The sequence below is a fragment of the Mycolicibacterium pyrenivorans genome (genome assembly GCF_025821625.1).
GTDB classification, from domain to species: Bacteria; Actinomycetota; Actinomycetes; order Mycobacteriales; family Mycobacteriaceae; genus Mycobacterium; species Mycobacterium pyrenivorans.
Map to the genome: position 1 here is coordinate 34,675 of NZ_JACKSH010000016.1, position 26,686 is coordinate 61,360.

The following is a 26,686-nucleotide window of genomic DNA, read 5'->3' on the forward strand; positions in this document are numbered from 1 at the left end:
AATTCCCATGATCACGATCCGGTAAACGTAATCTGTCGGGGCCCGGGCCTACCATGCGTGCGTGACCAGGCTGCGGTGGAAGCTGTACGCGGCGTTGGGCGTGGCCGTCGGCACCACCGCCTATCTGGTCGGCGCGAACCTCACCGTCAGCGTGCTAACGGCGGTGCTGGCCCCGGCCCTTCTCGCGGTGGCGCCGCGCTTCTTCGTGGCCACGGTCGTCGGCGCGGCCACGCCGGGGGCGCGAGAGCGCTCGGCCGCCGATGCCATGTCGGGTACCGAGTTCGAGGACTACGTCGCCCGGATCGCGCGGTCGTGCGGCGTGCCCGTGATCATGACGTCGATCACCGGCGACTGGGGAGTCGACCTGATCGTCGGGCACCGCCCCAATCGGCTGGCGGTCCAGTGCAAGCGGCTGTCCCGCCCGGTCGGGGCCGGCGCCGTCCAGGAGGTGGTGGCCGGGGCGCCGATGCAGGACTGCACTCAGACGATGGTCGTCACCAACCACGAATTCACGCCCGCCGCACGGAAACTCGCCGAACGGCACGGTTGCGAGCTGGTGGCGGGCACGGATCTGCCGAGGCTGCGCTCGACGATCCGCCGGCTCACACAGCCGGCCGCACCCACATCGTCCTGAGCACGGCGCCCGCGGCGTCGATCGCGGCGCCGATCTCGTCGCGCGACACCGTCAGCGCGGGCCGGAAGCGCACGCTGTCGGGGCCGGATCCCAGCATGATGACCCCGCAGTCCCACAGCCCGGCGATCAACGCGTCGCGCTGCTGCGCGGTCGGCATGCTGAACGCGCACATCAGGCCGCGGCCGCGCGGGTCGCGCACCAGGCCGGGGAACTCGGCGGCCAACTCCTCGAGACGGTCGAGCAGATAGCGGCCGTTCTCGGCCGCCCGGGCGAACAGCCCGTCGGCCTCGATGACCTCGAGGATCCGGCGGGACCGGACCATGTCGACGAGGTTGCCGCCCCACGTCGAGTTGATCCGCGAACTCACGGCGAACACGTTGTCGGCCACCTCGTCGACCCGCCCGCCCGCCATGACACCGCAGACCTGGGTCTTCTTGCCGAAGGCCACCACGTCCGGTACGACGCCCAATTGCTGGAAGGCCCAAGCGGTTCCGGTGATGCCGCAGCCCGTCTGCACCTCGTCGAAGATCAGCAGCGCGTCGAACTCGTCGCACAACTCCCGCATCGCGGCGAAGAACTGCGGCCGGAAGTGCCGGTCCCCGCCCTCACCCTGGATCGGCTCGGCGATGAAGCACGCGATGTCGTGCGGTGCGGCTTCGAACGCCGCCCGCGCCTGGCTGATCGCTTCGGCCTCGAGTGCGTCCATGTTCGCGCCCGGATGGAGGAACGGCGCGTCGATGCGGGGCCAGTCGAACTTCGGGAAGCGGGCCACCTTGGTGGGATCGGTGTTGGTCAGCGACATGGTGTAGCCGCTGCGACCGTGGAACGCCCCCTTGAGGTGCAGCACCTTGGCGCCCAGTGCCGGGTCGAGCCCACGCGCTTCGTTGAGCCGACTCTTCCAGTCGAACGCGACCTTCAGCGCGTTCTCGACCGCGAGCGCTCCCCCGTCGACGAAGAACAGGTGCGGAAGCGCGGGGTCGCCGAGCACCCTGGCGAAGGTGTCGACGAACCGCGCCATCGGGACGCTGTAGACGTCGGAGTTGCTCGGTTTGTTCAGCGCGGCGGCGGCCAGTTCGGCGCGGAACTCGTCGTCGTCGGCCAGACCCGGATGGTTCATGCCCAGCGCTGAGGACGCGAAGAAGGTGAACATGTCGAGGTAGCCGCGCCCGGTGCGGGCGTCGACCAGATAGGAACCCTGGGAGCGGTCGATGTCGAGCACCAGGTCCAGACCGTCGGCGAGGATGTTGCGCGCCAGCACCGCGCGCACATCGGCCGGGGAGATCCGCTGGGCGGGCCGACGCGCGACCGGAAGAAGATCAGTCATGGACCCAGCGTAACGGATTATTTACTGTTTATGCGACACTCAGCCGGTACTACTCCGGTATGAAGCGGCGATCGCTGTAAAACTTATGTAAGATGACCGTGCTGCGTGTCTTCACGTCGGCTGCGGTGCGGATCCGCTGGAGCAGACCTTCCAACGCCCGCGCCGACGCGACGTGCACCAGCAGGACATAGCTTTCCTCCCCGGCCACCGAATAACACGCCTCGATTTCGGGGATGTGTTCCAGCCGGGCGGGTGCATCATCGGGTTGAGAGGGATCGAGAGGGGTGATGGCGACGAACGCCGACAGCATGCTGCCGACGGCCTCCGGGTTGATCCGGGCCGTGTACCCGGAGACCACCCCTCGGGACTCCAGCCGGCGCACCCTCGACTGCACCGCCGACACCGAGAGCCCCGCCGCTTCGGCCAGGTGCGCCAGGGTCGCGCGGCCGTCGGCGACGAGTTCCCGGGCCAGCACGCGATCGATCTCGTCGAGCACCTGCGGCGTGGGATCGTCGGGATCGGTCATGGCCGCACTGTATCGGAGGGGTCATGGGTAGTCGTGTCGAAACCTGGCAATTGCGGGCGCAATTCGCCTCCGGGTTGTCCCGCATGTACGGCGCCGAGGTGCCCGCCTACCACACGCTCGTCGACGTCAGCTCCGACGTGAACCGCGCGTACGTCGGCGCGCTCCGGCTGGGATCGCTCGACCGGGTCACCGCGGAACGCCACGGCGCGCTCCGGGTCGGCACCGCGGCCGAACTGGCCCAGGTGGCCGACCTGTTCGCGGCGTTCGGCATGTACCCGGTCGGCTTCTACGACCTGCGGGAGGCGGCGTCGCCGGTGCCGGTGGTGTCCACCGCGTTCCGGCCGGTGGATCCAGACGAGCTGGCGCTCAACCCCTTCCGGGTGTTCACCTCGATGCTGGCCACCGCCGACGCCCGGTTCTTCGACGCCGACCTGCGCGGCCGGGTCGAACGGTTCCTGGCGCAGCGCCAACTCTTCGATCCCGCGATGATCAGCCGCGCACGCCGGATCGCCGCCGACGGCGGGTGCTCGCAGGCCGAGGCCGACGCGTTCGTCGCCGCCGCGGTGTCGGCGTTCGCGCTGTCCCGCGAGCCGATCGACCGCGCCTGGTACACCGAACTGTCGGCGGTGTCGGCGGTCGCGGCCGACATCGCGGGCGTCACGACCACCCACATCAACCACCTCACGCCGCGGGTTCTCGACATCGACGAACTGCACGCCGCGATGACCGCGCGTGGTATCACGATGATCGACGACATCCAGGGCCCGCCCCGCACCGACAGACCCCAGGTGTTGTTGCGCCAGACGTCGTTTCGGGCCCTGGCCGAGCCACGCCGGTTCCTCGACGCCGACGGCACGGTCAGCGACGGGACGCTGCGGGTCCGGTTCGGCGAGGTGGAGCAGCGCGGGGTCGCGTTGACACCCGCCGGCCGGCACCGGTTCGACGCCGCGATGGCCGCCGAGGACCCGGCCGCGGTGTGGGATCAGCACTTCCCCGCCTCCGACGCCGAGATGGCAGCGGCGGGCCTGGCCTACTACCGCGGCGGCGACCCCGACAAACCCGTTGTCTACGAAGACTTCCTGCCCGCATCCGCGGCGGGGATCTTCCGCTCCAACCTCGACTCCGACACGCCGGCCACCGACGGGGTGGACGACTCGGACTACAGCCGGCAGTGGATGGCCGGCCAGATCGGTCACCACATCCACGACCCCTACGAGCTCTACGAGAAAGCCGCCTGCTCATGACCACCACCGTGACGTCCCCGCTGCCCACCTCCGACGCCCTGCGCTCCCGCGTCCGCGACGCGCTCGCCGCCGTCGGCTGCTCGGTCCCGCTCGGGGACCCGGGATCGGGCGGCATGCCCGCCAGCACCCCGATCAACGGCGACGTGCTGTTCACGCTGACGGAGTCGACCGTGGAGGAGGCCGACGCCGCGATCGCCGAGGCCGCGCAGGCGTTCACGACATGGCGGGTGACACCGGCGCCCGTCCGCGGTGCCCTGGTGGCCCGGCTCGGCGAACTGCTCGTCGAGCACAAGGCCGCGCTGGCCTCGCTGGTCACCATCGAGGCGGGCAAGATCACCTCCGAGGCACTCGGTGAAGTGCAGGAGATGATCGACATCTGCGAGTTCGCCGTGGGCCTGTCGCGTCAGCTGTACGGCAAGACCATCGCCTCCGAACGCCCCGGCCACCGCCTGATGGAGACCTGGCACCCGCTCGGCGTCGTCGGCGTCATCACCGCGTTCAACTTCCCGGTCGCCGTGTGGGCGTGGAACACCGCCGTCGCGCTGGTGTGCGGTGACACCGTGGTGTGGAAGCCGTCGGAGCTGACGCCGTTGACCGCGTCGGCGTGCCAGGCGCTGCTGGAGCGCGCGTGCGCCGATGTCGGTGCGCCCCCCGGGGTGGGCCGGCTGGTGTTGGGTGAGCGGGAGATCGGTGAGCGGCTGGTCGACGATCCCCGGGTGGCGCTGCTGAGCGCGACCGGGTCGGTGCGGATGGGCAGGGCGGTCGGGCCGCGGGTGGCGCAGCGGTTCGGTCGCGCGCTGCTGGAGCTCGGCGGCAACAACGCGGCCATCGTGACACCGGCGGCCGACCTCGACCTGGCGGTGCGCGGCATCGTGTTCTCCGCGGCGGGCACCGCCGGGCAACGGTGTACCACGCTGCGGCGGTTGATCGTTCATTCCTCGGTGGCCGACGAGCTGGTGTCGAGGATCGTGGCGGCCTACCGGCAGCTGCCGGTCGGGGATCCCTTCGTCGACGGCACGCTGGTGGGTCCGCTGATCCACGAGACGTCCTACCGGGACATGGTCGGCGCGCTGCAGCAGGCCGAGGCCGAGGGCGGTGAGGTGATCGGCGGTGAGCGCCACGACGCCGGCGACGAGGGCGCCTTCTACGTCACGCCTGCGGTGGTGCGGATGCCCGCGCAGACCGACGTGGTGCACACCGAGACGTTCGCCCCGATCCTGTACGTGCTGACCTACGAGACGTTGGACGAGGCGATCGCGTTGAACAACGCGGTGCCGCAGGGTCTTTCGTCGTCGATCTTCACGCTCGACGTCCGCGAGGCGGAGCAATTCATGGCCGCAGACGGGTCGGACTGCGGCATCGCCAACGTCAACATCGGCACGTCGGGGGCGGAGATCGGCGGCGCGTTCGGCGGCGAGAAGGAGACCGGTGGCGGGCGCGAGTCGGGCTCGGACGCGTGGAAGGCCTACATGCGGCGCGCGACGAACACCGTCAACTACTCCGCCGAGCTTCCACTGGCCCAGGGCGTGCACTTCGGCTAGGGCCCGGTGCCCTGGCAGGCTGGTTCGCGCGAGCTCGCGTGTTTGCCCGCCGACACGCCGCGCCGCGCGTACATTTGCGCAAGCTCGCGGGCGCCGAGGGCACACTCAGTGCATGGAACTCGAAGGCAAGGTCGCCATCGTCACTGGCGGCGCTTCAGGCATCGGACGCGCGATCGCCGAGGAATTGACGGCAGCGGGCGCACGCGTCGCCATCGGGGACGTCGACGACGACCTCGCCCAGACGACAGCCGCAGCGATCGGCGGCGCCGCCGTGGCGATGCACGCCGATGCCGCCACCACAGAGGGTATCGAAGCTCTCATGGCCGTTGCGGAGCGCGAGTTCGGGCCCGTCGACATCTTCGTCGCCAATGCCGGAGTGACCGGCGCTTCGGGCCTCGGCACCGACGCCGACTGGGACAGGATTCTGGCGATCAACCTGCGCGCTCACGTCCGCGCAGCGGAACTGCTAGTGCCGCAGTGGAAGTCCCGAGGTTCGGGGTACTTCGTGTCGATTGCGTCGGCAGCCGGGTTGTTGTCACAGATCGGCGCCGCGGGCTACGCGGTCACCAAGCATGCTGCCGTCGGCTTCGCCGAGTGGCTGGCGATCACCTACGGAGACGACGGTATCGGCGTCAGTTGTGTGTGCCCGCTGGGTGTGGACACCCCGCTCCTCGATGCGATTCGCGCGGAGACCGACCCGGGCGCCCGCGTGGGCGCGCAGTCCATCCTGCAGTCCGGTGACGTGCTCACGCCGTCAACGGTCGCCTCGCTGACCGTTGATGCGATTCGGGAGAACCGGTTTCTGGTGCTGCCTCATCCCCAGGTTCTGGACATGTACCGGCACAAGGGCGCCGACTACGACCGTTGGATCGCGGGCATGCGCCGCTACCAACGGACACTGCGCTCGACCTGACGGCCGCCGAGCTCGCGCTGTTGTACGCGAAAAGCGGCGTGTCGACGTACAGACACGCGAGCTCGTCACCCTGGTCGCGTCGGCCGAGACGTCGACCGTCTCACCGCGCGCGGCGTGAGCGTCCCAGCGGTCGGTGAGTTCGTCGGCGACGTCGAACATCACGGCGTGGTAGCGGCGCATCGCCTGCTGACTGAACGCCGGCATCAACACGTCGTGCGCCTTCTGCCAGTTCGGTTCGTCGTTGTAGGCGGTGAACAGCCCGTCGCCGCCCAGCAATCGCAGCGCCTCGATGTCCGGCCCGACGTGCTTGCAGAACCGGCTCTCGTCGCTCAGTTCGACGACGGCGTCCGCACCCGCGGCGACCACGTACCGTGCCCCCAGGAACCGGAACTCGAAGACCGAGCCGAGCTTGGCGAGCTGCAACGTCGACTGCGCCGGGGATTCCGCGCGGAAGGCCAGCACGTCACCCAGCACGGGCAGCCGACGGCGGGGATGCGGCAGGGCGGGGTGAGACCTCCGGTCGTCAACAGCGGTCATGAGCCCAGCCTCCGTCGCTGTTGTACATGTGTCAAGTAGTATCGCCTGCATGGCTGCCTCCCGACGCCGTCTGTCCCCCGACGATCGGCGCAACGAGCTCCTCGCGCTCGGCGCGGAGGTGTTCGGCCAGCGGCCGTACGACGAGGTGCGCATCGATGAGATCGCCGAGCGCGCCGGCGTCTCCAGAGCGCTGATGTACCACTACTTCCCCGACAAGCGGGCGTTCTTCGCCGCCGTCGTCCGCGCCGAGGGCGAGCGATTGTTCGAAGCCACCAACACCCCACCCGAACCGGGGCTGACGCTGTTCGGCCAGCTCCGCGCGGGCGTGCTCGCCTACCTGCACTACGACGAGGAGCACCCCCACGGCGCCTGGGCCGCCTACCTCGGGATGGGCCGGTCGGATCCGGTGCTGCGCGGCATCGAGGACATCGACAACGACCGCCAGGCCAACCGGATCATCGACCGGGTCACCCAGGCCGTCGGCGATGCCCTGGATCCGAAGGTCCAGCGGGATCTGCGGGCCACCGTCTACGGCTGGCTGGCGTTCACTTTGGAGATGTGCAGACAGCGGCTCATCGACGCGTCGATCGACGCCGACTTCGTCGCCGACACCTGCGCCCACGGCCTGCTCGACGCCGTGGGCCGGGTGCCCGGCATCCCACGGGCGCTCGCCGACGCGGTGTCAGTCCAGCAGCGCTGACGCAGGATTCAGCCGCAGCGATTGCGGAAATCCACCGCGGGCTGGCGGATGCCCTGAAGGTCGGCCTTCACCTGTGGGTTGGCATCAACGTAGTCCCGCAACGCATCTCGCTTCTCCTCTTGGGGCAGGTCCTTGAGGGAGGTGAAGAACTCGTTGACGGGCGGATGGGTGAACAGGTAGGCCGACGTCGCGGCGGTGATACCCGACATGATGCCCGCAAGGTCGGCAGCCGTGCAGTTCGGTGGCGGAGGCTGAGCGGTCGCAGGCGCGCCGGCACCAAGCAGGACCGCGCCGGCGGCAACGCCGGCCAGAAGTACTCGCTGCGCAAAAGTTTTGTGCGACACCATCAATTGCTCCTCTGTCCGCCTGGTTGAATCATCGTCGGCCACCGCGCCCACCACCACCTCCGACATTCGGCCGATTTCCCGGGGTGCCAGGGGCGCCGATACCCGGACCGGGATCCCAGTCGAGATTGACATCCCAATCCCAGCCGTAGGTATCGTTGCAGTACCAGTCATAGTCGCACGGATAGGGCACATAGGGTCCGGATCCGCTGGGACCGGATCCGGTGTTGGCGCCGCGGGACTCGCCCTGCGCGCAGATCGTCGTTCCGCCGGAACTGGTGCAGTCGGCCGCCGCGGTGGGCGCGACCGACAGGCCGGCGAACACGACGGCAGGTCCGAGAAATACGTACGGCAACCGGATCATGACAAACTCCTGGCATTGCTGTTGGTGGGGTGGTTCATCGTCCGCCACCGCCCGGTCGGCCACCGCCGGGTCGATCGCCGGGACGTCCCGGCAGACCGATGCCCGCACCGGGATCCATGTCGAGGTCGACCGCCCAATAGTTGTCGTCGCAGTAGTAGTCGTATTCGCACGGATAGGGCATGGTAGGCCCGCTGCCGCCCTCTCCGACCGAGCAGATGGTGGTGTTTCCGGAGGTGGTGCACTCGGCGGCGGCAGTCGGTTCGGCGGCAAGTCCGGCGATCACCACGACGGTTGCGACGAACATGTACGACGTTCGCACGACGACACTCCTACCGCCTCAGTTCGCAACTCGAGCCCTTGCGAACGCCCATGGGTCCACGGGTACCAGGAGCGTAAGAGCCGCCCTTGAAAGGAGACATCCCCCATAACGGGTGAACGATCGCCGGTGCGGCGGGCCGGCCGAGCCGGATAGGGCTCGGCTCAGCCCTCACCCTCTGCCATAGGTCCTGGACCCACGCCGCAGCGAGCCCGGAAGTCCTTGGCGGGCTGCCGGATACCGCCGAGATCGGCCTTGACTTGCGGGTTGGCATCCAGGAAGCTGGCCAGCGCTTCACGCCGCTGCTCGTTGGGAATCTTTCCGAGACTGGTGAAGAAGTCGTTCACCGGCGGATGGGTGAACAGATACGCCGACGTCGCGGCGGTGACGCCGGACATGACCCCGGCAAGATCAGCCGCGGTGCAGTTTGGCGGCACCGGCTGAGCGCTCGCGGGCACGGTGGCACCGAGCAACACCGCACCCGAACCGACGGCGGCCACCAGCATCCGTCGCGCGAAAGTCTTGTGAGACACCATTACTTGCTCCTCCATCTGCTTGGTTGAATCACCGTTGGCGCTTCGACTGCGACCTCGGATCGAGCTCAGAACAGGTCCCAATGATTGTAAGTGTCGTTACAGTAGTAGTCGTAAGCGTCGACGCACTCATAGGGCAGGACAGGGCCGGACTCACCCGGCTCCCCGAAGGAACAGAACGTCTGGTTCCCGGTGGTGACGCAATCGGCTGCAGCTGTGGGCGCGACATAGAGCCCGGCGATCAACAGAAAGGGAACGGCAATCAAGTACCGTGACCGCATAACGACCTCCTACTGCGTCGGTTCTCAAACATGGCGGTCACGAACTCACCGTGCGAGCCTGCGGGCTAGCAGAATGCAAGCCTAGGAAGCGCAACACCGACTGACATCCCCCACAACGGGGGAAAATCGACGACGCCGCAGCGATGCGACCACCTTCGGCATCGGCAGTCGGTGCACTGGCCCCATGTGTCAGGCCAAAGGTTCAGGCCGACAGCAGGCCGACCCTTCTCGCCTCGCCGACGGCCTCCGCGCGAGACGTCACCCCGAGCTTGCGGTAGATCGAGGTCGCCTGGCTCTTCACCGTTTCCCGACCGATCACCAGTTCCTCGGCGATCCGCTGCAGCGACAAGTGGGTAGCCAGGTGGGGCAGCAACCGGAGCTCGGCGGCAGTCAGCGGACGGCAACCCTCGGCGACCATGGCCCGGACGCGATCCACTCGCTGCGACAGCGCCACGGCATCGGGCTCGCGCAGTCGGGCGCGCTCGGCCGCCTCCAGGTGCTTACCCAACAATTCCGAATCCCGTATCACCGCAGCGGTCCACGCCAGCAATCCGTGACCGAGCAGGGCGGTACGCGCCGCGAGATTGCCCAGTCTGTCCAACAGCGTCTCGGTGAGAGCCACCGACTCCAGGGCGGCTGCGGTGTCACCGACACGCGCTGCCATCACGGCACTCACCGCATAGACGACGACCATCGGGACCACGTCGCACAGATCGTATTTGTCGGCGAGCGTCCGGGCGGCGTCGCTGCGCTCGACGGCGCCGTCGTCGTCGCCGGCACCCAGGTAGAGCAACGACAGATGGGCCAGCGCGGCCGCCTGGAAACCAGGCAGGTCGTCGATCACCGGCAGCGCCGACTCGAGCAGCGCGCGGGCGCGGGAGGCATTGCCCAGCATGGACTCCGCCGCGCCTTTCGTCACCGTCGCGGCACCCCACCACGGATTCACCAGATTGTCGCCCGCGGCGAGCACCACGTCGGCATGCCGAACCACGTCGCGCACCCCGCCCACTCCGACGAGCGAACTGATCAACGCTGCAGCGACTTTCACCGAAGGCGTGCCATCGGCCAACGGCCGGCCGCTGTCGGCCTGGTGCGCCAGCATCAGCGACCGCTGGATCAACTCCGCATCGCCGGTCGTCACCCCGAGCCAGGCACGGGCCACGGCCGCATCGGGGTGCTCGGCGAATGTTCGCGCGTCCAGCAGGGCCAACCGACGGGCGAGAACCCCCGCACGCCCGTCAAAACCCAACCGGACCGCTTCGCGGCCGACCAGGCCCGCCGCACGTGCCCGGTCGCCGGCATTGAGCGCCTGGAGCAGGGCGCCGTCGACATCTCCTGATCGGTCCAACAGGTCGGCCGCCCGGGAAGCCAAGGCCCGGAACCTGTCTCGTGCCGTGGCACGCAATCGGCTCCGCAACACATCTCCGAACAGGTGGTGGTAGCGGTACCACACCCTGTGGTGATCGAGGGGCACCAGGAACAGGTTGCCCGAATCCGACAACTTCTCCAGCATGTATCCCGAATCGTCACGCTCGAGCAGCGTGTCGAGTTGCTCTGCGCTGAACCGGTCGAGGACGGCCGACTCCATCAGGAACGTCACGGTGTCGGCGTCGACACGTTCCAGCACTTCCTCGACCAGGTATTCGACCACCATATTGCTTCTGCCGGTGATGGATTCGACCGCGACACCGTCGCGCAACGCCATCCCGACGAGGATCACCCCCGCGGCCCAGCCCTCACAGAGGTCGACCACGGCCGCCCCCGCCGCCTCCTCCAGTGGTCCGCACACCGACTCGAGCGCCGCCGCCGCTTCGTCGCCGGTGAACCGAAGCTCCTCGACGCCGACTTCGACGACCTTCTGCTGCACCCGACGCCGCGCGAGTCCCAGGGGCAGCCGGGAACGGCCGAGCAGCGCCACCGTCGTCGACGACGGCACCGTGTCGACCAGGACATGCAGCGCACCGATGGCGTCCGGGGCGCTCAGTTCGTGGGTGTCGTCCAGCACGAGAACCAGGGGACCGCTGGCCTCCAGAAGCCGCACCACTGCGGGCACCAGATGCGTGAGTGCGGCCCGGCCCGGTCCGCGCAGATAGCGCAGCACCCCGTCGTCGCGCCCCCGTAGCTCGGCGACAGCGGTGGCGATGTGAAGCAGCAAGTGCACCGGATCGTCGTCGAGATAGTCCAGCCGCACCCACGCGAACGGCCGAGCGTCGGCCTCGTCCCACAGCGCGGCCGCTGCGGTCTTGCCGTAGCCGGCAGGCGCAGTGACCACCACCAGATCACCGTCGGCCGCGCCGAGCAGCCTCTGGACCACCGTCGGACGGCGGATGACCGCTGCGCCGATCCGCGGTCGACCTATCGTGACCGCCGGAATGTACGGCTGCCACTCGCCCGCCACCACGTCTGGATTCTAAGGCCCCCACCTGCACGAGGGTGCCACTTTGCGGGGCTCCGAGACGGGCGGCCGGGCGGGCGGACACCCGCCGGTGCAGCGGCCTGTCGGTGGGTCGAGGCACCATGGAGAAATGCCCCGGACGGTGGATCCGCTCTCGCGCTTCAGCCCGCTGACGCGTGAGTGGTTCTCGGGCACGTTCGTCGAGCCCACGGCCGCGCAGACACAGGCCTGGAACGCGATCGCCGACGGTGACAACACGCTGGTCATCGCCCCGACCGGGTCCGGCAAGACGCTGGCGGCGTTCCTGTGGGCCATCGACGGGCTGGCCCGGGCGCCGGAAGACGCCAAGGGCACCCGGGTGCTCTACGTCTCCCCCCTCAAGGCGCTGGCCGTCGACGTGGAACGCAACCTGCGCACCCCGCTGACCGGCATCTCCCGCATCGCCGAACGCACCGGGCAACCGCCGCCGTCGATCAGCGTGGGCGTGCGGTCCGGCGACACCACGGCCAGCCGGCGCCGCGAACTGATCACCAGGCCGCCCGACATCCTGATCACCACCCCCGAGTCGCTGTTCCTGATGCTCACCTCGGCGGCCCGCGAGACGCTGGCGGGTGTGCAGACGGTGATCGTCGACGAGGTGCACGCCGTCGCGGCCACCAAGCGCGGCGCGCACCTGGCGCTGTCGCTCGAGCGGCTCGACGCCCTGCTGGACAAGCCCGCGCAACGGATCGGTCTGTCGGCGACGGTGCGGCCGCCCGAGGAGGTGGCGCGGTTCCTGTCCGGTGCCGCGCCCACCACGATCGTCGCGCCGCCCGCGGCCAAGACGTTCGACCTGACCGTGCAGGTCCCGGTGCCCGACATGGCGAATCTGGAGCACAACTCCATCTGGCCCGACGTCGAGGAGCGCATCGTCGACCTGGTGGAGGCGCACAACAGCTCGATCGTGTTCACCAACTCCCGGCGGCTCGCGGAGCGGCTGACCGCCCGCCTCAACGAGATTCACGCCGAACGCATCGGGGTCGAGCTCGGTGGGCCCAACCCCGGCGTGGCCGGTGGCGCGCCCGCCCACCTGATGGGCAGCGGTCAGACCTACGGCGCCGAACCGCTGCTGGCGCGCGCCCACCACGGCTCGGTCAGCAAGGAAGCCCGTGCCGAGGTCGAGGAAGCGCTCAAGAGTGGCCGCCTCAAGGCGGTGGTCGCCACCTCCAGCCTGGAACTCGGAATCGACATGGGCTCAGTCGATCTGGTGATCCAGGTGGAGACCCCGCCGTCGGTGGCCAGCGGGCTGCAACGCGTCGGCCGGGCCGGTCACCAGGTCGGCGAGATCAGCCAGGGCGTGCTGTTCCCCAAGCACCGCACCGACCTGATCGGGTGTGCCGTCAGCGTGCAGCGGATGCTGGCCGGCCAGATCGAGACCATGCGGGTGCCCGCCAATCCACTCGACGTGCTGGCCCAGCACACCGTCGCCGCGTGCGCGCTGGAGCCGATCAGCGCCGACCGGTGGTTCGACACCGTGCGGCGCAGTGCCCCCTTCGCGGCGTTGCCGCGCAGCGCGTTCGAGGCGACGCTGGACCTGCTGTCGGGCAAGTACCCGTCGACCGACTTCGCCGAGTTGCGTCCCCGCATCGTCTACGACCGCGACTCCGGCACCCTCACCGCGCGTCCCGGCGCTCAGCGCCTGGCGGTCACCTCCGGCGGCGCGATCCCCGACCGCGGCCTGTTCACCGTGTTCCTGGCGTCGAACGCCGATTCCGAAAAGCCCTCCAGGGTCGGCGAACTCGACGAGGAGATGGTCTACGAGTCACGCCCTGGCGACGTCATCTCATTGGGCGCGACGAGTTGGCGGATCACCGAGATCACCCACGACCGGGTGCTCGTCGTCCCCGCCCCCGGTGAGCCGGCGCGGCTGCCGTTCTGGCGCGGCGACGGCGTCGGCAGGCCCGCGGAGCTGGGCGCGGCGATCGGCGCGTTCACCGGGGAGCTTGCCCGCCTGGATCGGACCGCTTTCGAGACGCGCTGCCACACCGTCGGATTCGACGGGTTCGCGACCGACAACCTGTGGCAGCTGATCTCCGAGCAACGGGACGCGACCTCGGCCGTGCCGTCGGACACGACGCTGGTGGTGGAACGCTTCCGCGACGAACTGGGCGACTGGCGGGTGATCCTGCACTCGCCCTACGGGCTGCGGGTGCACGGTCCGCTGGCGCTGGCGGTCGGCAAGCGGCTCTACGAGCGGTACGGCATCGACGAGAAGCCCACCGCGTCCGACGACGGCATCATCGTCCGGCTGCCCGACACCGACGACCTCGCCCCCGGCGCGGACATCTTCGTGTTCGACCCCGACGAGATCGAACCGCTGGTCACCGCCGAGGTCAGCGGTTCGGCGCTGTTCGCCTCGCGCTTCCGGGAGTGCGCGGCCCGTGCGCTGCTGCTGCCGCGGCGTCACCCCGGCAAGCGCTCGCCGCTGTGGCATCAGCGCCAGCGGGCCGCGCAGCTGCTCGACGTCGCCAAGGGATACCCGGACTTCCCGATCGTGCTGGAGGCGGTGCGCGAGTGCCTGCAGGACGTCTACGACGTGCCGACGCTGACCTCGCTGATGGCGCGGATCGCGCAGCGCCGGGTGAAGCTGCTCGAGGTCGAGACCCCGACACCGTCGCCGTTCGCCGCGTCGCTGCTGTTCGGCTACGTCGGGGCGTTCATGTACGAGGGCGACAGTCCGCTGGCCGAACGTCGCGCCGCGGCACTGGCTTTGGACCCCACGCTGCTGGCCGAGCTGCTGGGCCGCGTCGAACTCCGCGAGCTGCTCGACGCCGACGTCGTCGCTTCCACGGCGCGCCAGCTCCAGCACCTGACCCCGGAACGCGCCGCCCGTGATGCCGAAGGGGTGGCGGATCTGCTGCGCCTGCTCGGGCCGCTGACGGTCGAGGAGATCGCCGCACGGTGTTCGGCCGCCGATGTCGGCGGCTGGCTGGAGGGCCTGCTCACGGCCAAGCGGGTGGTGACGGTGTCGTTCGCCGGGCGCTCGTGGTGGGCTGCGGTCGAGGACATCGGACGATTGCGCGACGGCGTCGGGGTGGCGGTGCCCGTGGGCGTGCCGATGGCGTTCCTGGAGCCCGTGGTCGACCCGCTGGGCGAATTGCTCTCGCGGTACGCGCGGACGCGGGGTCCGTTCACCACCGCCGACGCCGCGGCCCGCTTCGGCCTGGGGCTACGGGTCGCCGGCGACGTGTTGAGCCGGCTGGCCGTGGACGGCAAGCTGATGCGCGGTGAGTTCATCGACGCGCCAACGAATTCCGTCGGCGTCGACCAGTGGTGCGACACCGAGGTGCTGCGTATCCTGCGCCGCCGCTCGCTGGCCGCGCTGCGCGCACAGATCGAACCGGTGAGCACCGCGGCGCTGGGACGGTTCCTGCCGGCGTGGCAGATGCTGGGCAGCGAAACCGTGTCGGGGGTCGACGGGCTGGCCGCGGTGATCGATCAGCTCGCCGGGGTGCCGATGCCGGCCTCGGCAGTGGAGCCGCTGATCTTCGGCCAGCGCGTGCGCGACTACCAGCCGGGAATGCTCGACGAACTACTCGCCTCCGGCGAGGTGCTGTGGTCCGGCGCCGGCGCGCTGTCGGCGGCCGACGGCTGGGTCGCGTTCCACCCGACCGACACCGCACCGCTGTCGCTGGCCGCACCCGGGGACCTCGACCTCACCGACGTCCACCGGGCTGTGCTGGACGCCCTGAGCGGCGGTGGCGCCTACTTCTTCCGGCAGCTCGGCGTCGACGGGGTGAGCCAGGCGTCCCTCAAAGAGGCGCTGTGGCAACTGATCTGGTCGGGATACGTCGGTGGGGACACCTTCGCACCGGTGCGCGCACTGCTGGCCGGATCGCGGGGGTCGGGTGCGCGACGGCCGGCGACCCCGTCGCACCGGCATCGTCGCGCGCCCCGGCTGAGCCGGTACAGCATCAGCTCGGGTGCCCACCGTGATTCCGACCCGACGGTGGCGGGGCGGTGGTCCGTACTGCCCGCGGCGGAGGTGGACACCACCGTGCGTGCCCATTTTCAGGCCGATCAGCTGCTGGCACGCCACGGTGTCCTGACCAAGGGTGCGGTGGCCGCCGAGAACATCCGGGGCGCCATCCCGGGCGGCTTCGCCTCGATGTACAAGGTGCTGACAGCGCTGGAGGATGTGGGCCGCTGTCAGCGTGGCTACTTCGTCGAATCGCTCGGTGGCGCGCAGTTCGCGACCGCCAGCACCGTCGACCGGTTGCGCACCCACGCCGACAGCATCGACGACAAGCAGGGCGCGCTGCGCGCGATCGCGCTGGCCGCGACCGATCCCGCCAATCCGTTCGGCGCCGCCCTGGCATGGCCGACGCGGGGTGAGGACGCCGACACCGCCCACCGGCCCGGCCGCAAAGCCGGTGCGCTGGTGGTGCTCGTCGACGGTGAGCTGGCGTGGTTCGTCGAGCGCGGTGGCCGGTCGCTGCTGAGCTTCACCACCGACACCGAGACCCACAACGCCGCGGCGGCCGCGCTCGCCGAATTGGTCACTCGTCACCGGGTGCCGGCATTGCTGGTCGAACGCGTGGACGGGGTTCCGGTCCTCGAGGCCAGGGAGTCGCCGGTGCCCGAGGCGCTGGCGCAGGCCGGGTTCGCCAAGACACCCCGCGGGCTGCGGCTGCGCTGATGCCCGAGGGCGACACCGTCTTCCGCACCGCCGCGAAGCTGCGGGCGGCGCTGGAGGGCAAGCAGTTGACGCGGTGCGATGTGCGGGTGCCCCGCTACGCCGCGGTGGACCTGACCGGGCAGGTCGTCGATGAGGTGCTCAGCCGCGGCAAGCATCTGTTCATCCGGGTGGGGGCGGCCAGCATTCACTCGCACCTGAAGATGGACGGGGCGTGGGTCATCGGCAGGGTGCGTGTTCCGGCGTACAAGGTGCGGATCGTGTTGGAGACAGCCGACTCTCGGGCGTCGGGGGTCGACCTGGGTGTTTTGGAGGTTCTGGAGCGCGCCACCGACATGGAGGCCGTCGCGCACCTGGGCCCGGACCTTCTGGGCGACGACTGGTCGGCCTCGGTTGCGGCTGCGAACCTGATGGCCGATCCCTCGCGGCCCTTCGCCGAGGCGCTGCTGGACCAGCGGGTGATGGCGGGGGTGGGCAACGTCTTCGCCAACGAGTTGTGCTTCGTGTTCGGGCTGCGGCCCGGCACCGCGGTCGGCGAGGTGACCGACCCGTTGCGGGTGACGCAGCGGTCGCAGCAGATGTTGTGGGCCAACCGATTACGGGTGAACCGCACGACCACCGGCAACACCCGGCCCGGCCAGGACGTGTGGGTGTACGGTCGCGCCGGGCTGGGGTGCCGTCGCTGCGGCACGCCCATCGAGACTGATCGCGGCGGTGAGCGGGTCACCTATTGGTGCCCCACCTGCCAGCGCTGACCCCCCGTTCTCCGCCGGAATTGCATTCCAGCAGAACTTTTTCGAGTTATCCCCAGCTTAGGTGCAATCTCGGCGACCGCGGCCTTGGTTTGTCAGTGGGCATGGCCAGCATTCGGGCATGGGAACCATCATCATCGGCACCGAAGCCGTCGCCGCCGGAGCCGTCACCCGCCACCAGCTGCAACGCTGGTACCGGCCGATCTACCCGAACGTCCACGCTCCCAGGGGCCGAGAGCTGACGGTGCACGACCGCACGTTCGGGGCATGGCTTTGGTCCAAGCGCAAAGGCATGGTCACGGGCCAGGCCGCGGCAGCGCTGCACGGATCGTCCTGGATCGACGATGACGTCGACATCGAGTTGATCTACAAATGCCCTCGGCCACCCCGAGGCGTGATTGCCCGCAACGAGCGCATCTGCTCCGACGAATGGCTCGAGCGGCATGGCCTTCCAATAGCCACTCCGGCCCGGACGGCATTCGATCTCGGCCGATTTCAACGTCGCCACAAGGCTGTCGCCCAGCTCGACGCCCTGATGCGGGCGCGGCCTTACTCGGTAGAAGACGTGCTGCTGCTGGCCAAGCGCTACCGCGGTCATCACGGAGTCGCGCGGCTGAAGGCCGTCTTACCGCTCGTCGACGGTGGCGCGATGTCCCCGATGGAGACGTTCTGGCGACTGCTGGTCATTGACTGCGGTTTTCCCGCGCCCGCCACGCAGATACCGGTGTTCGACGAGGACGGCCGACCCGTTCGGGTGCTCGACTTCGGGTGGGAAGGTCTCCAGGTCGCCATCGAATACGACGGTGAGCAACACCAGACGGACCGTGGGCAATACCTGAAGGACCGACGTGTCCTCCCCGTGCTCGACCGCCTCGGCTGGAACGTGATCACCGTCGTCAAAGAGAACGACCCCGTCGCGGTCATCCATAGCCTGCACGAGGCGATGAAGGCGCGCGGCTGGCGAGGCCGTATCCAGATTCCGAACTACGCGTACACCCGCTGGCGAGCCGGAATTGCATTCCAGCAGGGAAACTTCGAGTAGACGCCTGCTGGAATGCAATTCCGGCGGGCGGGCGGTTAGACGGTGCAGTCGACGCCGGCGACGTCCGTGGCGATGACGCAGGCCGACGAGTTCGACAGCTTCCACGCCCCGTCCTGGTTCACCCAGTAGAGGCTGTGTGTCTTGGTGCCGAAGATCGGAATCGTCACCGCCAGTTGGGCATCGACCTGATCGCCGTTGAGCACCGGGTTCTGCACCTGCCAGTTGACCATGCCGCCGTAGGTGTTCAGCCGGTTGGCGATGTTGTCGGCGGTCGACACCGCGGTATCGCCACCCGCCAGCTTGGCGGCCCGCTCGGATGCTGGAGCCCCGGTGTCGAGCACCTGCTGCAGGTCCGACTGCAACTCGCCGGCGCTGGGAGCCGGCTGCGCGACCGCCACCCCCGCTCCGCTGAGAGCACCCGCCGCCAACACCGTCATCGCCGCGAACGCAGCACGCATGAACACATTCCCTCCGAAGATTGCCCGACCACGCAGACTCCACCATGCGGTCGGCCCTCGGACAAGACCTACGTCCGCCAAAGCGCTGTGCATCCTCCCCGCCGGAATTGCATTCCAGCAGGAAAACTTCGAGTGAGGCCCTGCTGGAATGCAATTCCGGCGGACAAATCAGACGGTCTCCGGTGACGCCTCCCCCGGCGACCACACCGTCGTGGCGATCAACTCGTGGCGTTCCAGGGCCGCATTCCGCAACCGGTGCGCGTCGCGGTACCCCGGATCGCTGACCATGTCGACGAACGCCTGCGGTGTCGGGTACTCGACCAGCAACACGGCATCCCACCAGACCGCGCCCCCCAGGACGCCGGCGCCCACGTCACCGGCGTAGCGAGTCTTGGCCCCGACCCGCTGCAGATGCGGGGTCGCCGCGGCGACATAACGCGCGTAGTGGTCTCTGCCCTCGCCGGGATGAAACTTCATCAAGTTGACCATCACCACCGGCTGATCTGCGGGCAACCGCAGCAGGGCCTCGAGGTCGGGTACTTCACTCATCCGGCGGCTCCGTCCCCGACGGCCTGTACGGCAGCGTGGCGATGCAAAGCAAGTTCGGTGTCGGGGTCCACCGGCTGCAGATCGAACACCACCTGCCGAATCGTCCCGGTGAACGCATAGGGCGCTTTGTCCTCGTACGCCCGGTCGACGACCAGACCGTTGTCGCGACCGACGTCCATACCCGCATACGACGTGAACGCGACGGGCACGGTCTTGGGCATGTCACCCTCGCCGATCTTCTCGTCACCGGCATACAGCGTCACCGTTCCGCCGGAACCCGGTGTGGGCGTGTCGATCTCGAAGAGCATCCGCACGGTGACGTCACCGGCGGGAATCGGCTTGGTGGAGGTCTGCCGATAGGTCTCGACGCCGAGCATCGAATAGGTGTGGTGCAACAGACCGTCTCCGTCGACCCAGAGTGCATATCCGCCGATGAAGTCGGCGTTGGCGACCAGCACACCTTCAGCGCCGCTGTCGGGCACGTGGAGGTCGGCCGAGATCTCGTATGACCGACCCTCGATGCGAGGCGTCATGCCACGCTGGATGTTTTGCACGCCGCCCTGGAACGCGAACCGGCTGACGGTCGGTAACGGCGGCAGATCGCCCATCAACACCGACAGCCCACCCAGCAGCGGCAGCACCCGGTTGTCGGCCGCCTCGGCCCACCACAACTCCACCAGTTCGGCGACCTTGTCCGGGTGACGGTCGGCGACGTTGTGGGCCTGCGAGAAATCGTCGGGCAGATAGTAGAGCTCCCAGATGTCGTCGTCGGGGTTGTACGAGCCACCCGGGCCGTACCGGCCGATCGTGGCCGGCGAGAAGTCCCACGGAGCCTTGTCCAGCCGGGTGCACGCCCACCAGCCGTCGGAATAGATGGCGCGACTGCCGAACATCTCGAAGTACTGCACGGTGCGGTGCTCAGCGGCACCGGCGTCGGTGAGGGTCGCCGCGAAGCTCGAGCCGTCCATCTGCTCCTGGTCGAACCCGTCGACGCTGACCGGGGCCGGGATCCCGGCCAAGTCCAACACGGTGGGCGCAATGTCGATGCAGTGGGTGAACTGGGTTCGCGACGCTCGATCGGAGGAGATCCGCGCCGGCCAGTGCACGATCATCGGGTCACGCGTACCACCCAGGTGGCTGGCCATCTGCTTACCCCACTGGAACGGGGTGTTGTTCGCGTGCGCCCAGGCGGCGGCGAAGTGAGGTGCGGTGTGCTCTCCGCCCAGAGCCTCGATTCCGCCGTACTGCTCGATGAGCTCGAGCTGGTGATCAGCCTCGAGAACCACACCATTGAGGAAGGTCATCTCGTTGAACGAGCCGGTGACGGTACCCTCCATGGAGGCACCGTTGTCGCCCCAGATGTAGAAGATCAGTGTGTTGTCGAGGTCGCCGAGACCGTCTACCGCGTCGACCAGACGACCGACATTCCAGTCGGCATTCTCGGAGAATCCCGCGAACACCTCCATCTGCCGCGCGTAGAGCTTTCGCTGATCGTCCGTCAGGCTGTCCCAGGCCGGGAACAGATCCGGACGCGGCGTCAGTTCGGTATCGGGTGGGACGATGCCCAGCTCCTTTTGGCGCTGTAATGTCCGCTCGCGGTAGGCATCCCAACCGTCGTCGAACTTCCCCCGGTACTTGTCGGCCCACTCGGAGAACACGTGGTGTGGAGCGTGGGTCGCACCGGTCGAGTAGTACATCATCCAGGGCTTGTTCGGATCCTGGGCGCGCACCGCGTGCAACCACTCGACGGCCTTGTCGGTCAGGTCGTCGGGGAAGTAGTACGGCTTGCCGTCGCGGCCCTCGGTGGGGATCCCGATCACGCCATTGTCCTGGGTGATGATCGGGTCGTACTGGCCCGCGGCACCGGACAGAAATCCCCACCAGTGGTCGAAGCCCCAACCCTGCGGCCATCGGTCGAACGGGCCCGCTGCGCCCTGCACATTGTCCGGGGTGAGGTGCCACTTGCCGAAACCGCCTGTGACATAGCCGTTGTCGCGCAGGATGCGGGGCAGGGGCGCGATGCTACGAGGCAGCATCGACGAATAGCCCGGGTAGGGTCCGGGATACTCGGCAATGGACCCGAAGCCGCATCGGTGGTGGTTCCGACCGGTCAGCAGGGCTGCCCGGGTCGGTGAACACACCGCGGTGACGTGAAATCTGTTGTAGGTCAAGCCGCCCTCGGCCAGCCGACTCATCGTGGGTGTGCTGATGGCGCCGCCGAAGGTGTCCGGACCGCCGAACCCGGCGTCGTCGATGAGAACGATCAGCACGTTGGGGACCCCCTCGGGCGGCGCGACGTTCCCAACCATCGACCAGTCGCCGACCGACTCGGCGAGGGTGCGCCCGGCGGCGCCACCAAAACCGCGGTCGGCGATCGGCAGCCGAGTGCGGTCCGGGTCGACAGTGTGCTGCGGTTCTCCGGGCATGCCTACCTCCGTTGCTGAGCAGCGGCGCAAGCCGCCGTCCGTTCGATTCTTCCCGGCCGGCGTCGCCCTGTTCTTGACCTTTGAGGACATTTGCTTGATCTTTGAGGACATGTCGTTGGTACGCGGCACCTCGCTATCCGGATTGCCGGAGTTGGTGCAGTCCTTGGGCTGCGACGCCGACGCCCTGCTGGCATCGGTGGGGATCAGCGCTGCCGATGCTGGCCGGCACGACGTGTTCGTGCCTCTGCCCCGGGTGGCGATGGCGATCGAAACCGCTGCCTTACTTACCGGGACCCCCGACTTCGGTCGCCGACTGGCTGAGCGCCAAGGCATCGACATCCTCGGCCCCGTCGGCGTCGCGGCCCGCACCGCCGCCACTGTGGTCGGCGCGCTGAGGGTCTTCGAGCGCTACCTCGCCGCCTACAGCCCGGGATTGGCGGTACGTCTCGGCGAATCGGACGACCCGGAGTGCGTGTTCTTCGAGTTCGTGTTCACCGACCGCGACCTGCCGCCGATCACTCAGTCGGTGGAACTGTCGCTAGGCGTGACGCTGCGTGTGCTGCGATTTCTCATCGGCGCCCGGCACAACCCGGTCGCAGTGCACCTGCCACATGAACCGCTCACCTCGGTCGGTAGTTACCGTCGCTTCTACGGCTGCGATGCCCGATTCGCCGAGCGCACAGCCGGATTCACGTTGCGGCGGGTTGATCTCGAAAAGCCGCTCGCACAAGATCAGCTGGGCCACGAGGCAATCGTCGCCTATCTCTCCGGCATCACCACCCGCAACGACGCCACCGGTGACACAGTGCAGGTGCTGGTGCGCCAACTGCTTCCGAGCGGTACGGCCAAGCTGAAGTCGGTGGCCGGGCAACTCGGACTCCACCCCAAGACGCTGCAACGCAGACTCGCCGACGAGCACACGACCTTCGCCGCAATCACCGATGGGGTCCGCCGCGAACTCGCCGACCGACTGCTGCGCGACACCGGCGTCACGCTGGCGCACCTGGCCCACGAACTCGGCTATGCGGAGCAGAGTGTCCTGACCCGTTCCTGTCAGCGGTGGTTCGGCTGTCCGCCAGGGGTCTATCGGAAAGCGGCTGCCACGTCGCCGGAATTGCATTCCAGCAGATAAAGGCCGAGTAACGACCTGCTGGAATGCAATTCCGGCGGGGAGGTCAGAAGGGGAGGGCGAACTTGACGATCTTGCGGACGACGGTCGCGAACTGGTGCGGCAGGGATCCGCTGTTGTAGGGCACGCCGTAGCGCTCACAGATCTCCCGAACCTGCGTCGAGATCTCCGCGTGCCGGTGGGCCGGGATGTCGGGGAACAGGTGGTGCTCGATCTGGAAGCTCAGGTTGCCGCTCAAGATGTGGAAGAGCTTGCCGCCGGTGAGGTTCGCCGAACCCAGCACCTGGCGGAAGTACCACTGGCCACGCGTCTCGGCCTTGGTCTCCTCGATCGAGAACTCCTGAACGTCCTCGGGGAAGTGGCCACAGAAGATGATCATGTACGACCACACGTTGCGCATCAGGTTGGCGGTCAGGTTGCCGGTCAGCACGAACGGCGCGAACGGCCCGGCCAGCAGCGGGAACGCCACGTAGTCCTTGAGCGTCTGGCGCTTGGTCTTGGCCCAGATGCCCGCGAGGATCTCCTTCTTGTCCGTCAGCGTGATCTCACCGGAGGCGATCTTCTCGCTCTCCATCTCGTGCAGCGCCACGCCGTATTGGAACAGGACCATCAACAGGAACGCGTACACCGGGTTGCCCAGGTAGTACGGTCGCCACCGCTGGTCTGAGCTCATCCGCAGGATGCCGTAGCCAATGTCGCGGTCCAGGCCGACGATGTTGGTGTAGGTGTGGTGCATGTAGTTGTGCGAGTGGCGCCACTGGTCGGCCGGGCACGCGGTGTCCCACTCGAAACCCTTGCTGGAGATCGCCGGGTCGCCCATCCAGTCGTACTGGCCGTGCATGACGTTGTGGCCGATCTCCATGTTGTCGATGATCTTGCTCAGGCCCAGCATCGCGGTCCCGGCCAACCAGAACGGCGGCAGGAACAGCAGCGCGCGGCCACCGACCTCGAGGGTGCGCTGCGCCTTGATCATCTTCCGGATGTAGGTGGAGTCGCGCTCGCCGAGGTCGGCGATGATGCTGTCCTTGAGCTCGTCGAGCTCGCGGCCGAACGCATCGGCCTGCTCGGCGGTGAGGGTGACTTTGCGTCCCCCGACGGTCTTCTCGAGCGTCCTCGCCTGTGCGGGGGTGGTGGTCGACTCAGTGGTCGTGGTTGTGGTCATGTTTCTACCTCTCGATACCGCCGAAACTGCATTCCGTATGGGCGCTTCTCGAAAAAGTGCTGCTGGAATGCCATTTCGGCACGGGGTTTACAGGGTGATGGCGACGTCGCCGACCGGGGCGGACACGCAGAGCTGCACGTCCTCTTCCTCGGCGCTGGACACCGCACCGGTGATCACGTTGCGCACCGCGCCGCTGGTCTTGCGGCGTGTGCAGGAAAAGCAGATTCCCATCCGGCAGCCGCTCTCGGGTTGAAGGCCTGCCGCCTCGGCCTGGTCGAGCAACGGCCGGCCGTCGTCGGCGATCTCGACACCGCTGTCGGCGAATGTCACACGGCCGCCGGAGGATTCGCCGGAGAACATCGGCGGGACGAAGCTCTCCGCCGCCGCGTTCGGGTAGACCGCGCGCACCGCGTCGGCGAGATCGGGTGGCCCGCAGACGAACACGTGGTTCCAGTCATCCCCGGCCGCGGCTAAATGCTCGGCACCGAAGCGGCCGACCAGATCCGAGCCCGCCGCCGAGCGTGTGTAGCCGTGTAGCACCGTCACGTTCGGCGTCGTCCGCGCGATCTCGGCGAGCTCGTCGCGGTAGCACGCTTCTTCGGCCGAGCGCGCGTAGTGGATGAACGCGACCTCACCGGTGTGCCGGCGCGCCCGCAACGTGCGCAGCATCGACATCACCGGGGTGATGCCGCTGCCGCCGGAGACGAACAGCATGCGGCCCGCCGGGTCGGTGGGCAGCGTGAAGTCGCCGCCGACGGAGTCGAGGCCGACGACCATGCCCTTGCGGGCGTGCTCGAACAGATAGGTGGACACCAGCCCGCCGTCGTGGCGGCCGATGGTCAGCTCGATGAGGCCGTCGCCCTCGGCGTTGGCCGGGGAGTACGGCCTGGTGCGTCGACGCCCGTCGATCTCGACCGACAGGTTGATGTGCTGCCCGGCGCGGAAGCCGGTGAACGCACGGTTGGGAGCCAGCGTCAGCGTGACGCTGCGGGAGGTGCTGCGCCGCACCCCGACGATCCGGGCGCGGGCGTCGCCGCGCGTCCAGGTGGGGTCGACCAGCTCGGTGAAGCGGTCGACGCCATGCGGACCGGTCAGCAGGTCCAGCAATGCGGACCGCCGCCCTCGCTTGGTCAAAGTTTGGGTGAACATGTGTACACCGTGCGTCGGGTAAGGCCAGCATGTCAAGAGATCGCCCCAGGCTGTGGTAGCTTTCACATAGTGAACGACCGTACTCCCAGCTCACGCTCTGGCCATTCGAGCAGGTCGAGCCGGTCGCGGTCGAGGGAGTCCCGCAGCTCGGACACTGGCGGCAGGGACACCCTGTCGCGGGAGCAGCGCAAGGAAGCCACCCGGCGGGCGATCGTCGCCGCCGCCCTGCACCTGCTCGCCGAGCGCAGCTTCAGCGCCCTGAGCCTGCGCGAGGTCACCCGCGAGGCGGGCATCGTGCCCGCCGCGTTCTACCGCCACTTCGACTCGATGGAAGCGCTCGGGCTGGTCCTGATCGACGAGTCGTTTCGCGCCCTGCGCGACATGTTGCGTGGAGCGCGCGCCGGCAAGCTGGACCCCAACCGGGTCATCGAGTCCTCGGTCGACATCCTCATCGACGGTGTGCAGGAGCGCCGCGAGCACTGGCGCTTCATCGGCCGGGAACGCTCCAGCGGCGTGACCGTGCTGCGGTATGCGATCCGCACCGAGATCCGGCTGATCACCTCCGAGCTGGCGATCGACCTGGCCCGCTTCCCCGGCCTGAACACCTGGAGCAGCGAGGACCTCAACATCCTGGCCAGCGTGTTCGTCAACTCGATGATCCTGATCGCCGAATCCCTCGAGGACACCACCGACCCCACGGCCATCGACGAGATCAGGCGCATCGCGATCAAGCAGCTGCGGATGATCACCGTCGGCGTGGCAGGGTGGCGCAGCAGTTAACGTGACGGGCATGTCGTCCGTACTCGAAGTGACACACCCCAGGCCCGAGATCACGGTCCTCACCCTCAACCGACCCGACAAGCTCAACGCGCTGTCCTACGAACTGGTCGAAGACCTGCACGCGGCGTTGGACGCGATAGGCCTGGACAACATCTGCAGGGTGGTGGTGCTGACCGGCGGGGGCCGCGGCTTCTGCTCGGGCCTGGACCTCGGCGCGCCCAGCCCGCCGGAAGCCGGCGGCGGCACCGAGTTCCCCCGCTCGGGCATGCGGTGGCAGGAACGCATCGCCGACCTCACCGCCAAGATCCACCGGCTGCGCCAACCGGTGATCGCGGCCGTCAACGGCGTCGCCTACGGCGGCGGCTTCGGCATCGCGGCAGCCTGCGACATCCGCATCGCGGCGCCGTCGGCGCGGTTCTGCACCCAGTTCATCAAGCTCGGGCTGGGCGGCTGCGACATCGGGGTCAGCTACACGCTGCCACGCATCGTCGGGGCGGGGCCGGCGTTCGACCTGATCCTGACGGCGCGTGCCGTCGACGCCGAGGAGGCGCTGCGGCTGGGTCTGGTGTGCCGGATCGCCGACTCCGTCACCGACGAGGCCCTCGCGATCGCCGAAACCCTCTGCGGCTACGGCAAGTTCGGCGTCGAGTCGACCAAGCAGGTGTTGTGGGCCAACCTCGAGGCATCGAGCCTGGAGGCCGCGCTGCACCTGGAGAACCGCAGCCAGATCCTGGCGTCGACGAGCGGCGAGATGCGCGAGGCCGCCGCCGGGGTGCTGCGCAAGACCTGAGCGCACTTGCCCGGCGCCGGAATTGCATTCCAGCCAATTTGACCTTGCGGTCGCCCGTTCGGGGGTGAAAATGGGTCGGTGGTCGCCTTGCGACGCCGTCTCTGCATGGTTCTTCGAGGCCG

At 68.5% G+C, this 26,686-nt stretch carries 23 protein-coding genes and 1 pseudogene; 11 read left to right on the plus strand and 13 right to left on the minus strand.

Going from position 1 to position 26,686, the window contains the following annotated elements; genetic code table 11:
• Positions 1-61: 61 nt before the first annotated feature.
• Positions 62-634, plus strand: a complete 573-nt coding sequence (locus H7I57_RS01235) for a restriction endonuclease (protein WP_264021420.1) — start codon at positions 62-64, stop codon at positions 632-634.
• Here the strand turns inward: H7I57_RS01235 and lat are convergent.
• On the minus strand, positions 603-1,958 hold the full coding sequence (gene lat / locus H7I57_RS01240) for an L-lysine 6-transaminase (protein ID WP_264021421.1): 1,356 nt from the start codon (positions 1,956-1,958) through the stop codon (positions 603-605). The two genes, H7I57_RS01235 and lat, sit on opposite strands and share 32 nt — an antisense overlap.
• Before the next feature lie 49 nt (positions 1,959-2,007).
• Positions 2,008-2,484: an Lrp/AsnC family transcriptional regulator gene (locus tag H7I57_RS01245; RefSeq protein ID WP_264021422.1), complete on the minus strand. Its 477-nt coding sequence runs from the start codon at positions 2,482-2,484 to the stop codon at positions 2,008-2,010.
• Between the two features lie 23 nt (positions 2,485-2,507).
• Here H7I57_RS01245 and hglS point away from each other — a divergent pair, with 23 nt between their 5' ends.
• The 3 genes from hglS (at position 2,508) to H7I57_RS01260 (ending at position 6,182) form a co-directional block, all read left to right on the plus strand.
• A complete protein-coding gene (hglS, locus tag H7I57_RS01250; RefSeq protein ID WP_264021424.1) occupies positions 2,508-3,728 on the plus strand; it encodes a 2-oxoadipate dioxygenase/decarboxylase in 1,221 nt (406 codons plus the stop codon).
• Positions 3,725-5,269: an L-piperidine-6-carboxylate dehydrogenase gene (amaB, locus tag H7I57_RS01255; RefSeq protein ID WP_264021425.1), complete on the plus strand. Its 1,545-nt coding sequence runs from the start codon at positions 3,725-3,727 to the stop codon at positions 5,267-5,269. The genes hglS and amaB overlap by 4 nt, the downstream gene beginning before the upstream one ends.
• Before the next feature lie 112 nt (positions 5,270-5,381).
• Positions 5,382-6,182, plus strand: coding sequence for an SDR family NAD(P)-dependent oxidoreductase (locus H7I57_RS01260; RefSeq protein ID WP_264021426.1), 801 nt, complete (start codon positions 5,382-5,384; stop codon positions 6,180-6,182).
• A gap of 57 nt (positions 6,183-6,239) precedes the next feature.
• Here H7I57_RS01260 and H7I57_RS01265 read toward each other — a convergent pair.
• Positions 6,240-6,872 (minus strand): annotated as a pseudogene (locus H7I57_RS01265) (cytochrome P450); the annotation flags it as partial.
• On the opposite strand from H7I57_RS01265, the gene H7I57_RS01270 reads away from it, so the two are divergent.
• Positions 6,769-7,419 (plus strand): TetR/AcrR family transcriptional regulator, encoded by a 651-nt coding sequence (locus H7I57_RS01270; RefSeq protein WP_264021427.1) that lies wholly within the window; start codon positions 6,769-6,771, stop codon positions 7,417-7,419. The pseudogene H7I57_RS01265 and the gene H7I57_RS01270 sit on opposite strands and share 104 nt — an antisense overlap.
• 8 nt (positions 7,420-7,427) lie before the next feature.
• Here the strand turns inward: H7I57_RS01270 and H7I57_RS01275 are convergent, their stop codons facing one another.
• The 5 genes from H7I57_RS01275 to H7I57_RS01295 form a co-directional block, all read right to left on the minus strand.
• A complete protein-coding gene (locus H7I57_RS01275; RefSeq protein ID WP_264021448.1) occupies positions 7,428-7,766 on the minus strand; it encodes a heme-binding protein in 339 nt (112 codons plus the stop codon).
• Between the two features lie 28 nt (positions 7,767-7,794).
• Complete coding sequence (locus H7I57_RS01280; protein WP_264021428.1) at positions 7,795-8,127, minus strand: hypothetical protein; 333 nt, start codon at positions 8,125-8,127, stop codon at positions 7,795-7,797.
• Positions 8,128-8,161: 34 nt separating this feature from the next.
• Positions 8,162-8,446 carry a hypothetical protein gene (locus H7I57_RS01285; RefSeq protein WP_264021429.1) on the minus strand — a complete coding sequence of 95 codons (285 nt, stop codon included), beginning with the start codon at positions 8,444-8,446 and terminating at the stop codon, positions 8,162-8,164.
• Positions 8,447-8,607: 161 nt separating this feature from the next.
• Positions 8,608-8,979 (minus strand): heme-binding protein, encoded by a 372-nt coding sequence (locus H7I57_RS01290; RefSeq protein WP_264021430.1) that lies wholly within the window; start codon positions 8,977-8,979, stop codon positions 8,608-8,610.
• A 480-nt stretch (positions 8,980-9,459) separates the two neighbouring features.
• Positions 9,460-11,658: a winged helix-turn-helix domain-containing protein gene (locus tag H7I57_RS01295; RefSeq protein ID WP_264021432.1), complete on the minus strand. Its 2,199-nt coding sequence runs from the start codon at positions 11,656-11,658 to the stop codon at positions 9,460-9,462.
• A 124-nt stretch (positions 11,659-11,782) separates the two neighbouring features.
• Here H7I57_RS01295 and H7I57_RS01300 point away from each other — a divergent pair, with 124 nt between their 5' ends.
• From H7I57_RS01300 to H7I57_RS01310, 3 genes are all read left to right on the plus strand, one after another.
• Positions 11,783-16,330: an ATP-dependent helicase gene (locus H7I57_RS01300; protein ID WP_264021433.1), complete on the plus strand. Its 4,548-nt coding sequence runs from the start codon at positions 11,783-11,785 to the stop codon at positions 16,328-16,330.
• Complete coding sequence (nei2, locus tag H7I57_RS01305; protein WP_264021434.1) at positions 16,330-17,082, plus strand: endonuclease VIII Nei2; 753 nt, start codon at positions 16,330-16,332, stop codon at positions 17,080-17,082. Before H7I57_RS01300 ends, nei2 begins: the two co-directional genes overlap by 1 nt.
• Positions 17,083-17,200: 118 nt before the next feature.
• Positions 17,201-18,121, plus strand: coding sequence for a type IV toxin-antitoxin system AbiEi family antitoxin (locus tag H7I57_RS01310; protein ID WP_264021435.1), 921 nt, complete (start codon positions 17,201-17,203; stop codon positions 18,119-18,121).
• Between the two features lie 35 nt (positions 18,122-18,156).
• On the opposite strand, the gene H7I57_RS01315 is transcribed toward H7I57_RS01310, so the two are convergent.
• The 3 genes from H7I57_RS01315 to H7I57_RS01325 form a co-directional block, all read right to left on the minus strand.
• Positions 18,157-18,579 (minus strand): MTB12 C-terminal domain-containing protein, encoded by a 423-nt coding sequence (locus H7I57_RS01315; protein WP_264021436.1) that lies wholly within the window; start codon positions 18,577-18,579, stop codon positions 18,157-18,159.
• 168 nt (positions 18,580-18,747) lie between these two features.
• Positions 18,748-19,128 carry a DUF1330 domain-containing protein gene (locus tag H7I57_RS01320; protein WP_264021437.1) on the minus strand — a complete coding sequence of 127 codons (381 nt, stop codon included), beginning with the start codon at positions 19,126-19,128 and terminating at the stop codon, positions 18,748-18,750.
• The gene (locus H7I57_RS01325; protein ID WP_308204299.1) at positions 19,125-21,554 is read right to left on the minus strand and encodes an arylsulfatase; all 2,430 of its coding nucleotides are present in this window, start codon (positions 21,552-21,554) and stop codon (positions 19,125-19,127) included. The genes H7I57_RS01320 and H7I57_RS01325 overlap by 4 nt, the downstream gene beginning before the upstream one ends.
• Before the next feature lie 109 nt (positions 21,555-21,663).
• On the opposite strand from H7I57_RS01325, the gene H7I57_RS01330 reads away from it, so the two are divergent.
• The gene (locus H7I57_RS01330; protein ID WP_264021438.1) at positions 21,664-22,686 is read left to right on the plus strand and encodes an AraC family transcriptional regulator; all 1,023 of its coding nucleotides are present in this window, start codon (positions 21,664-21,666) and stop codon (positions 22,684-22,686) included.
• A 43-nt stretch (positions 22,687-22,729) separates the two neighbouring features.
• Here the strand turns inward: H7I57_RS01330 and H7I57_RS01335 are convergent, their stop codons facing one another.
• On the minus strand, positions 22,730-23,845 hold the full coding sequence (locus tag H7I57_RS01335; protein WP_264021439.1) for a fatty acid desaturase family protein: 1,116 nt from the start codon (positions 23,843-23,845) through the stop codon (positions 22,730-22,732).
• Between the two features lie 87 nt (positions 23,846-23,932).
• Entirely contained in the window at positions 23,933-24,994 is a 1,062-nt protein-coding gene (locus H7I57_RS01340) for a ferredoxin reductase (RefSeq protein WP_264021440.1), read from the minus strand.
• Between the two features lie 69 nt (positions 24,995-25,063).
• Here H7I57_RS01340 and H7I57_RS01345 point away from each other — a divergent pair, with 69 nt between their 5' ends.
• Together H7I57_RS01345 and H7I57_RS01350 are read left to right on the plus strand one after the other, a co-directional pair.
• Entirely contained in the window at positions 25,064-25,774 is a 711-nt protein-coding gene (locus tag H7I57_RS01345; RefSeq protein ID WP_264021441.1) for a TetR family transcriptional regulator, read from the plus strand.
• A gap of 10 nt (positions 25,775-25,784) precedes the next feature.
• Positions 25,785-26,564 carry an enoyl-CoA hydratase/isomerase family protein gene (locus H7I57_RS01350; RefSeq protein ID WP_264021442.1) on the plus strand — a complete coding sequence of 260 codons (780 nt, stop codon included), beginning with the start codon at positions 25,785-25,787 and terminating at the stop codon, positions 26,562-26,564.
• The last annotated feature ends 122 nt before the right edge of the window (positions 26,565-26,686 follow it).

Bases quoted from the DNA above. Each gene is read 5' to 3' on its own strand.
- nei2 (WP_264021434.1), top strand. From the start codon at position 16,330: ATGCCCGAGGGCGACACCGTCTTCCGCACCGCCGCGAAGCTGCGGGCG.
- H7I57_RS01260 (WP_264021426.1), top strand. From the start codon at position 5,382: ATGGAACTCGAAGGCAAGGTCGCCATCGTCACTGGCGGCGCTTCAGGC.
- H7I57_RS01335 (WP_264021439.1), bottom strand. From the start codon at position 23,845: ATGACCACAACCACGACCACTGAGTCGACCACCACCCCCGCACAGGCG.
- H7I57_RS01275 (WP_264021448.1), bottom strand. From the start codon at position 7,766: ATGGTGTCGCACAAAACTTTTGCGCAGCGAGTACTTCTGGCCGGCGTT.
- H7I57_RS01315 (WP_264021436.1), bottom strand. From the start codon at position 18,579: ATGCGTGCTGCGTTCGCGGCGATGACGGTGTTGGCGGCGGGTGCTCTC.
- lat (WP_264021421.1), bottom strand. From the start codon at position 1,958: ATGACTGATCTTCTTCCGGTCGCGCGTCGGCCCGCCCAGCGGATCTCC.
- H7I57_RS01340 (WP_264021440.1), bottom strand. From the start codon at position 24,994: ATGTTCACCCAAACTTTGACCAAGCGAGGGCGGCGGTCCGCATTGCTG.
- H7I57_RS01350 (WP_264021442.1), top strand. From the start codon at position 25,785: ATGTCGTCCGTACTCGAAGTGACACACCCCAGGCCCGAGATCACGGTC.
- H7I57_RS01310 (WP_264021435.1), top strand. From the start codon at position 17,201: ATGGGAACCATCATCATCGGCACCGAAGCCGTCGCCGCCGGAGCCGTC.
- amaB (WP_264021425.1), top strand. From the start codon at position 3,725: ATGACCACCACCGTGACGTCCCCGCTGCCCACCTCCGACGCCCTGCGC.
- H7I57_RS01245 (WP_264021422.1), bottom strand. From the start codon at position 2,484: ATGACCGATCCCGACGATCCCACGCCGCAGGTGCTCGACGAGATCGAT.
- hglS (WP_264021424.1), top strand. From the start codon at position 2,508: ATGGGTAGTCGTGTCGAAACCTGGCAATTGCGGGCGCAATTCGCCTCC.
- H7I57_RS01290 (WP_264021430.1), bottom strand. From the start codon at position 8,979: ATGGTGTCTCACAAGACTTTCGCGCGACGGATGCTGGTGGCCGCCGTC.
- H7I57_RS01280 (WP_264021428.1), bottom strand. From the start codon at position 8,127: ATGATCCGGTTGCCGTACGTATTTCTCGGACCTGCCGTCGTGTTCGCC.
- H7I57_RS01270 (WP_264021427.1), top strand. From the start codon at position 6,769: ATGGCTGCCTCCCGACGCCGTCTGTCCCCCGACGATCGGCGCAACGAG.
- H7I57_RS01300 (WP_264021433.1), top strand. From the start codon at position 11,783: ATGCCCCGGACGGTGGATCCGCTCTCGCGCTTCAGCCCGCTGACGCGT.
- H7I57_RS01325 (WP_308204299.1), bottom strand. From the start codon at position 21,554: ATGCCCGGAGAACCGCAGCACACTGTCGACCCGGACCGCACTCGGCTG.
- H7I57_RS01320 (WP_264021437.1), bottom strand. From the start codon at position 19,128: ATGAGTGAAGTACCCGACCTCGAGGCCCTGCTGCGGTTGCCCGCAGAT.
- H7I57_RS01330 (WP_264021438.1), top strand. From the start codon at position 21,664: ATGTCGTTGGTACGCGGCACCTCGCTATCCGGATTGCCGGAGTTGGTG.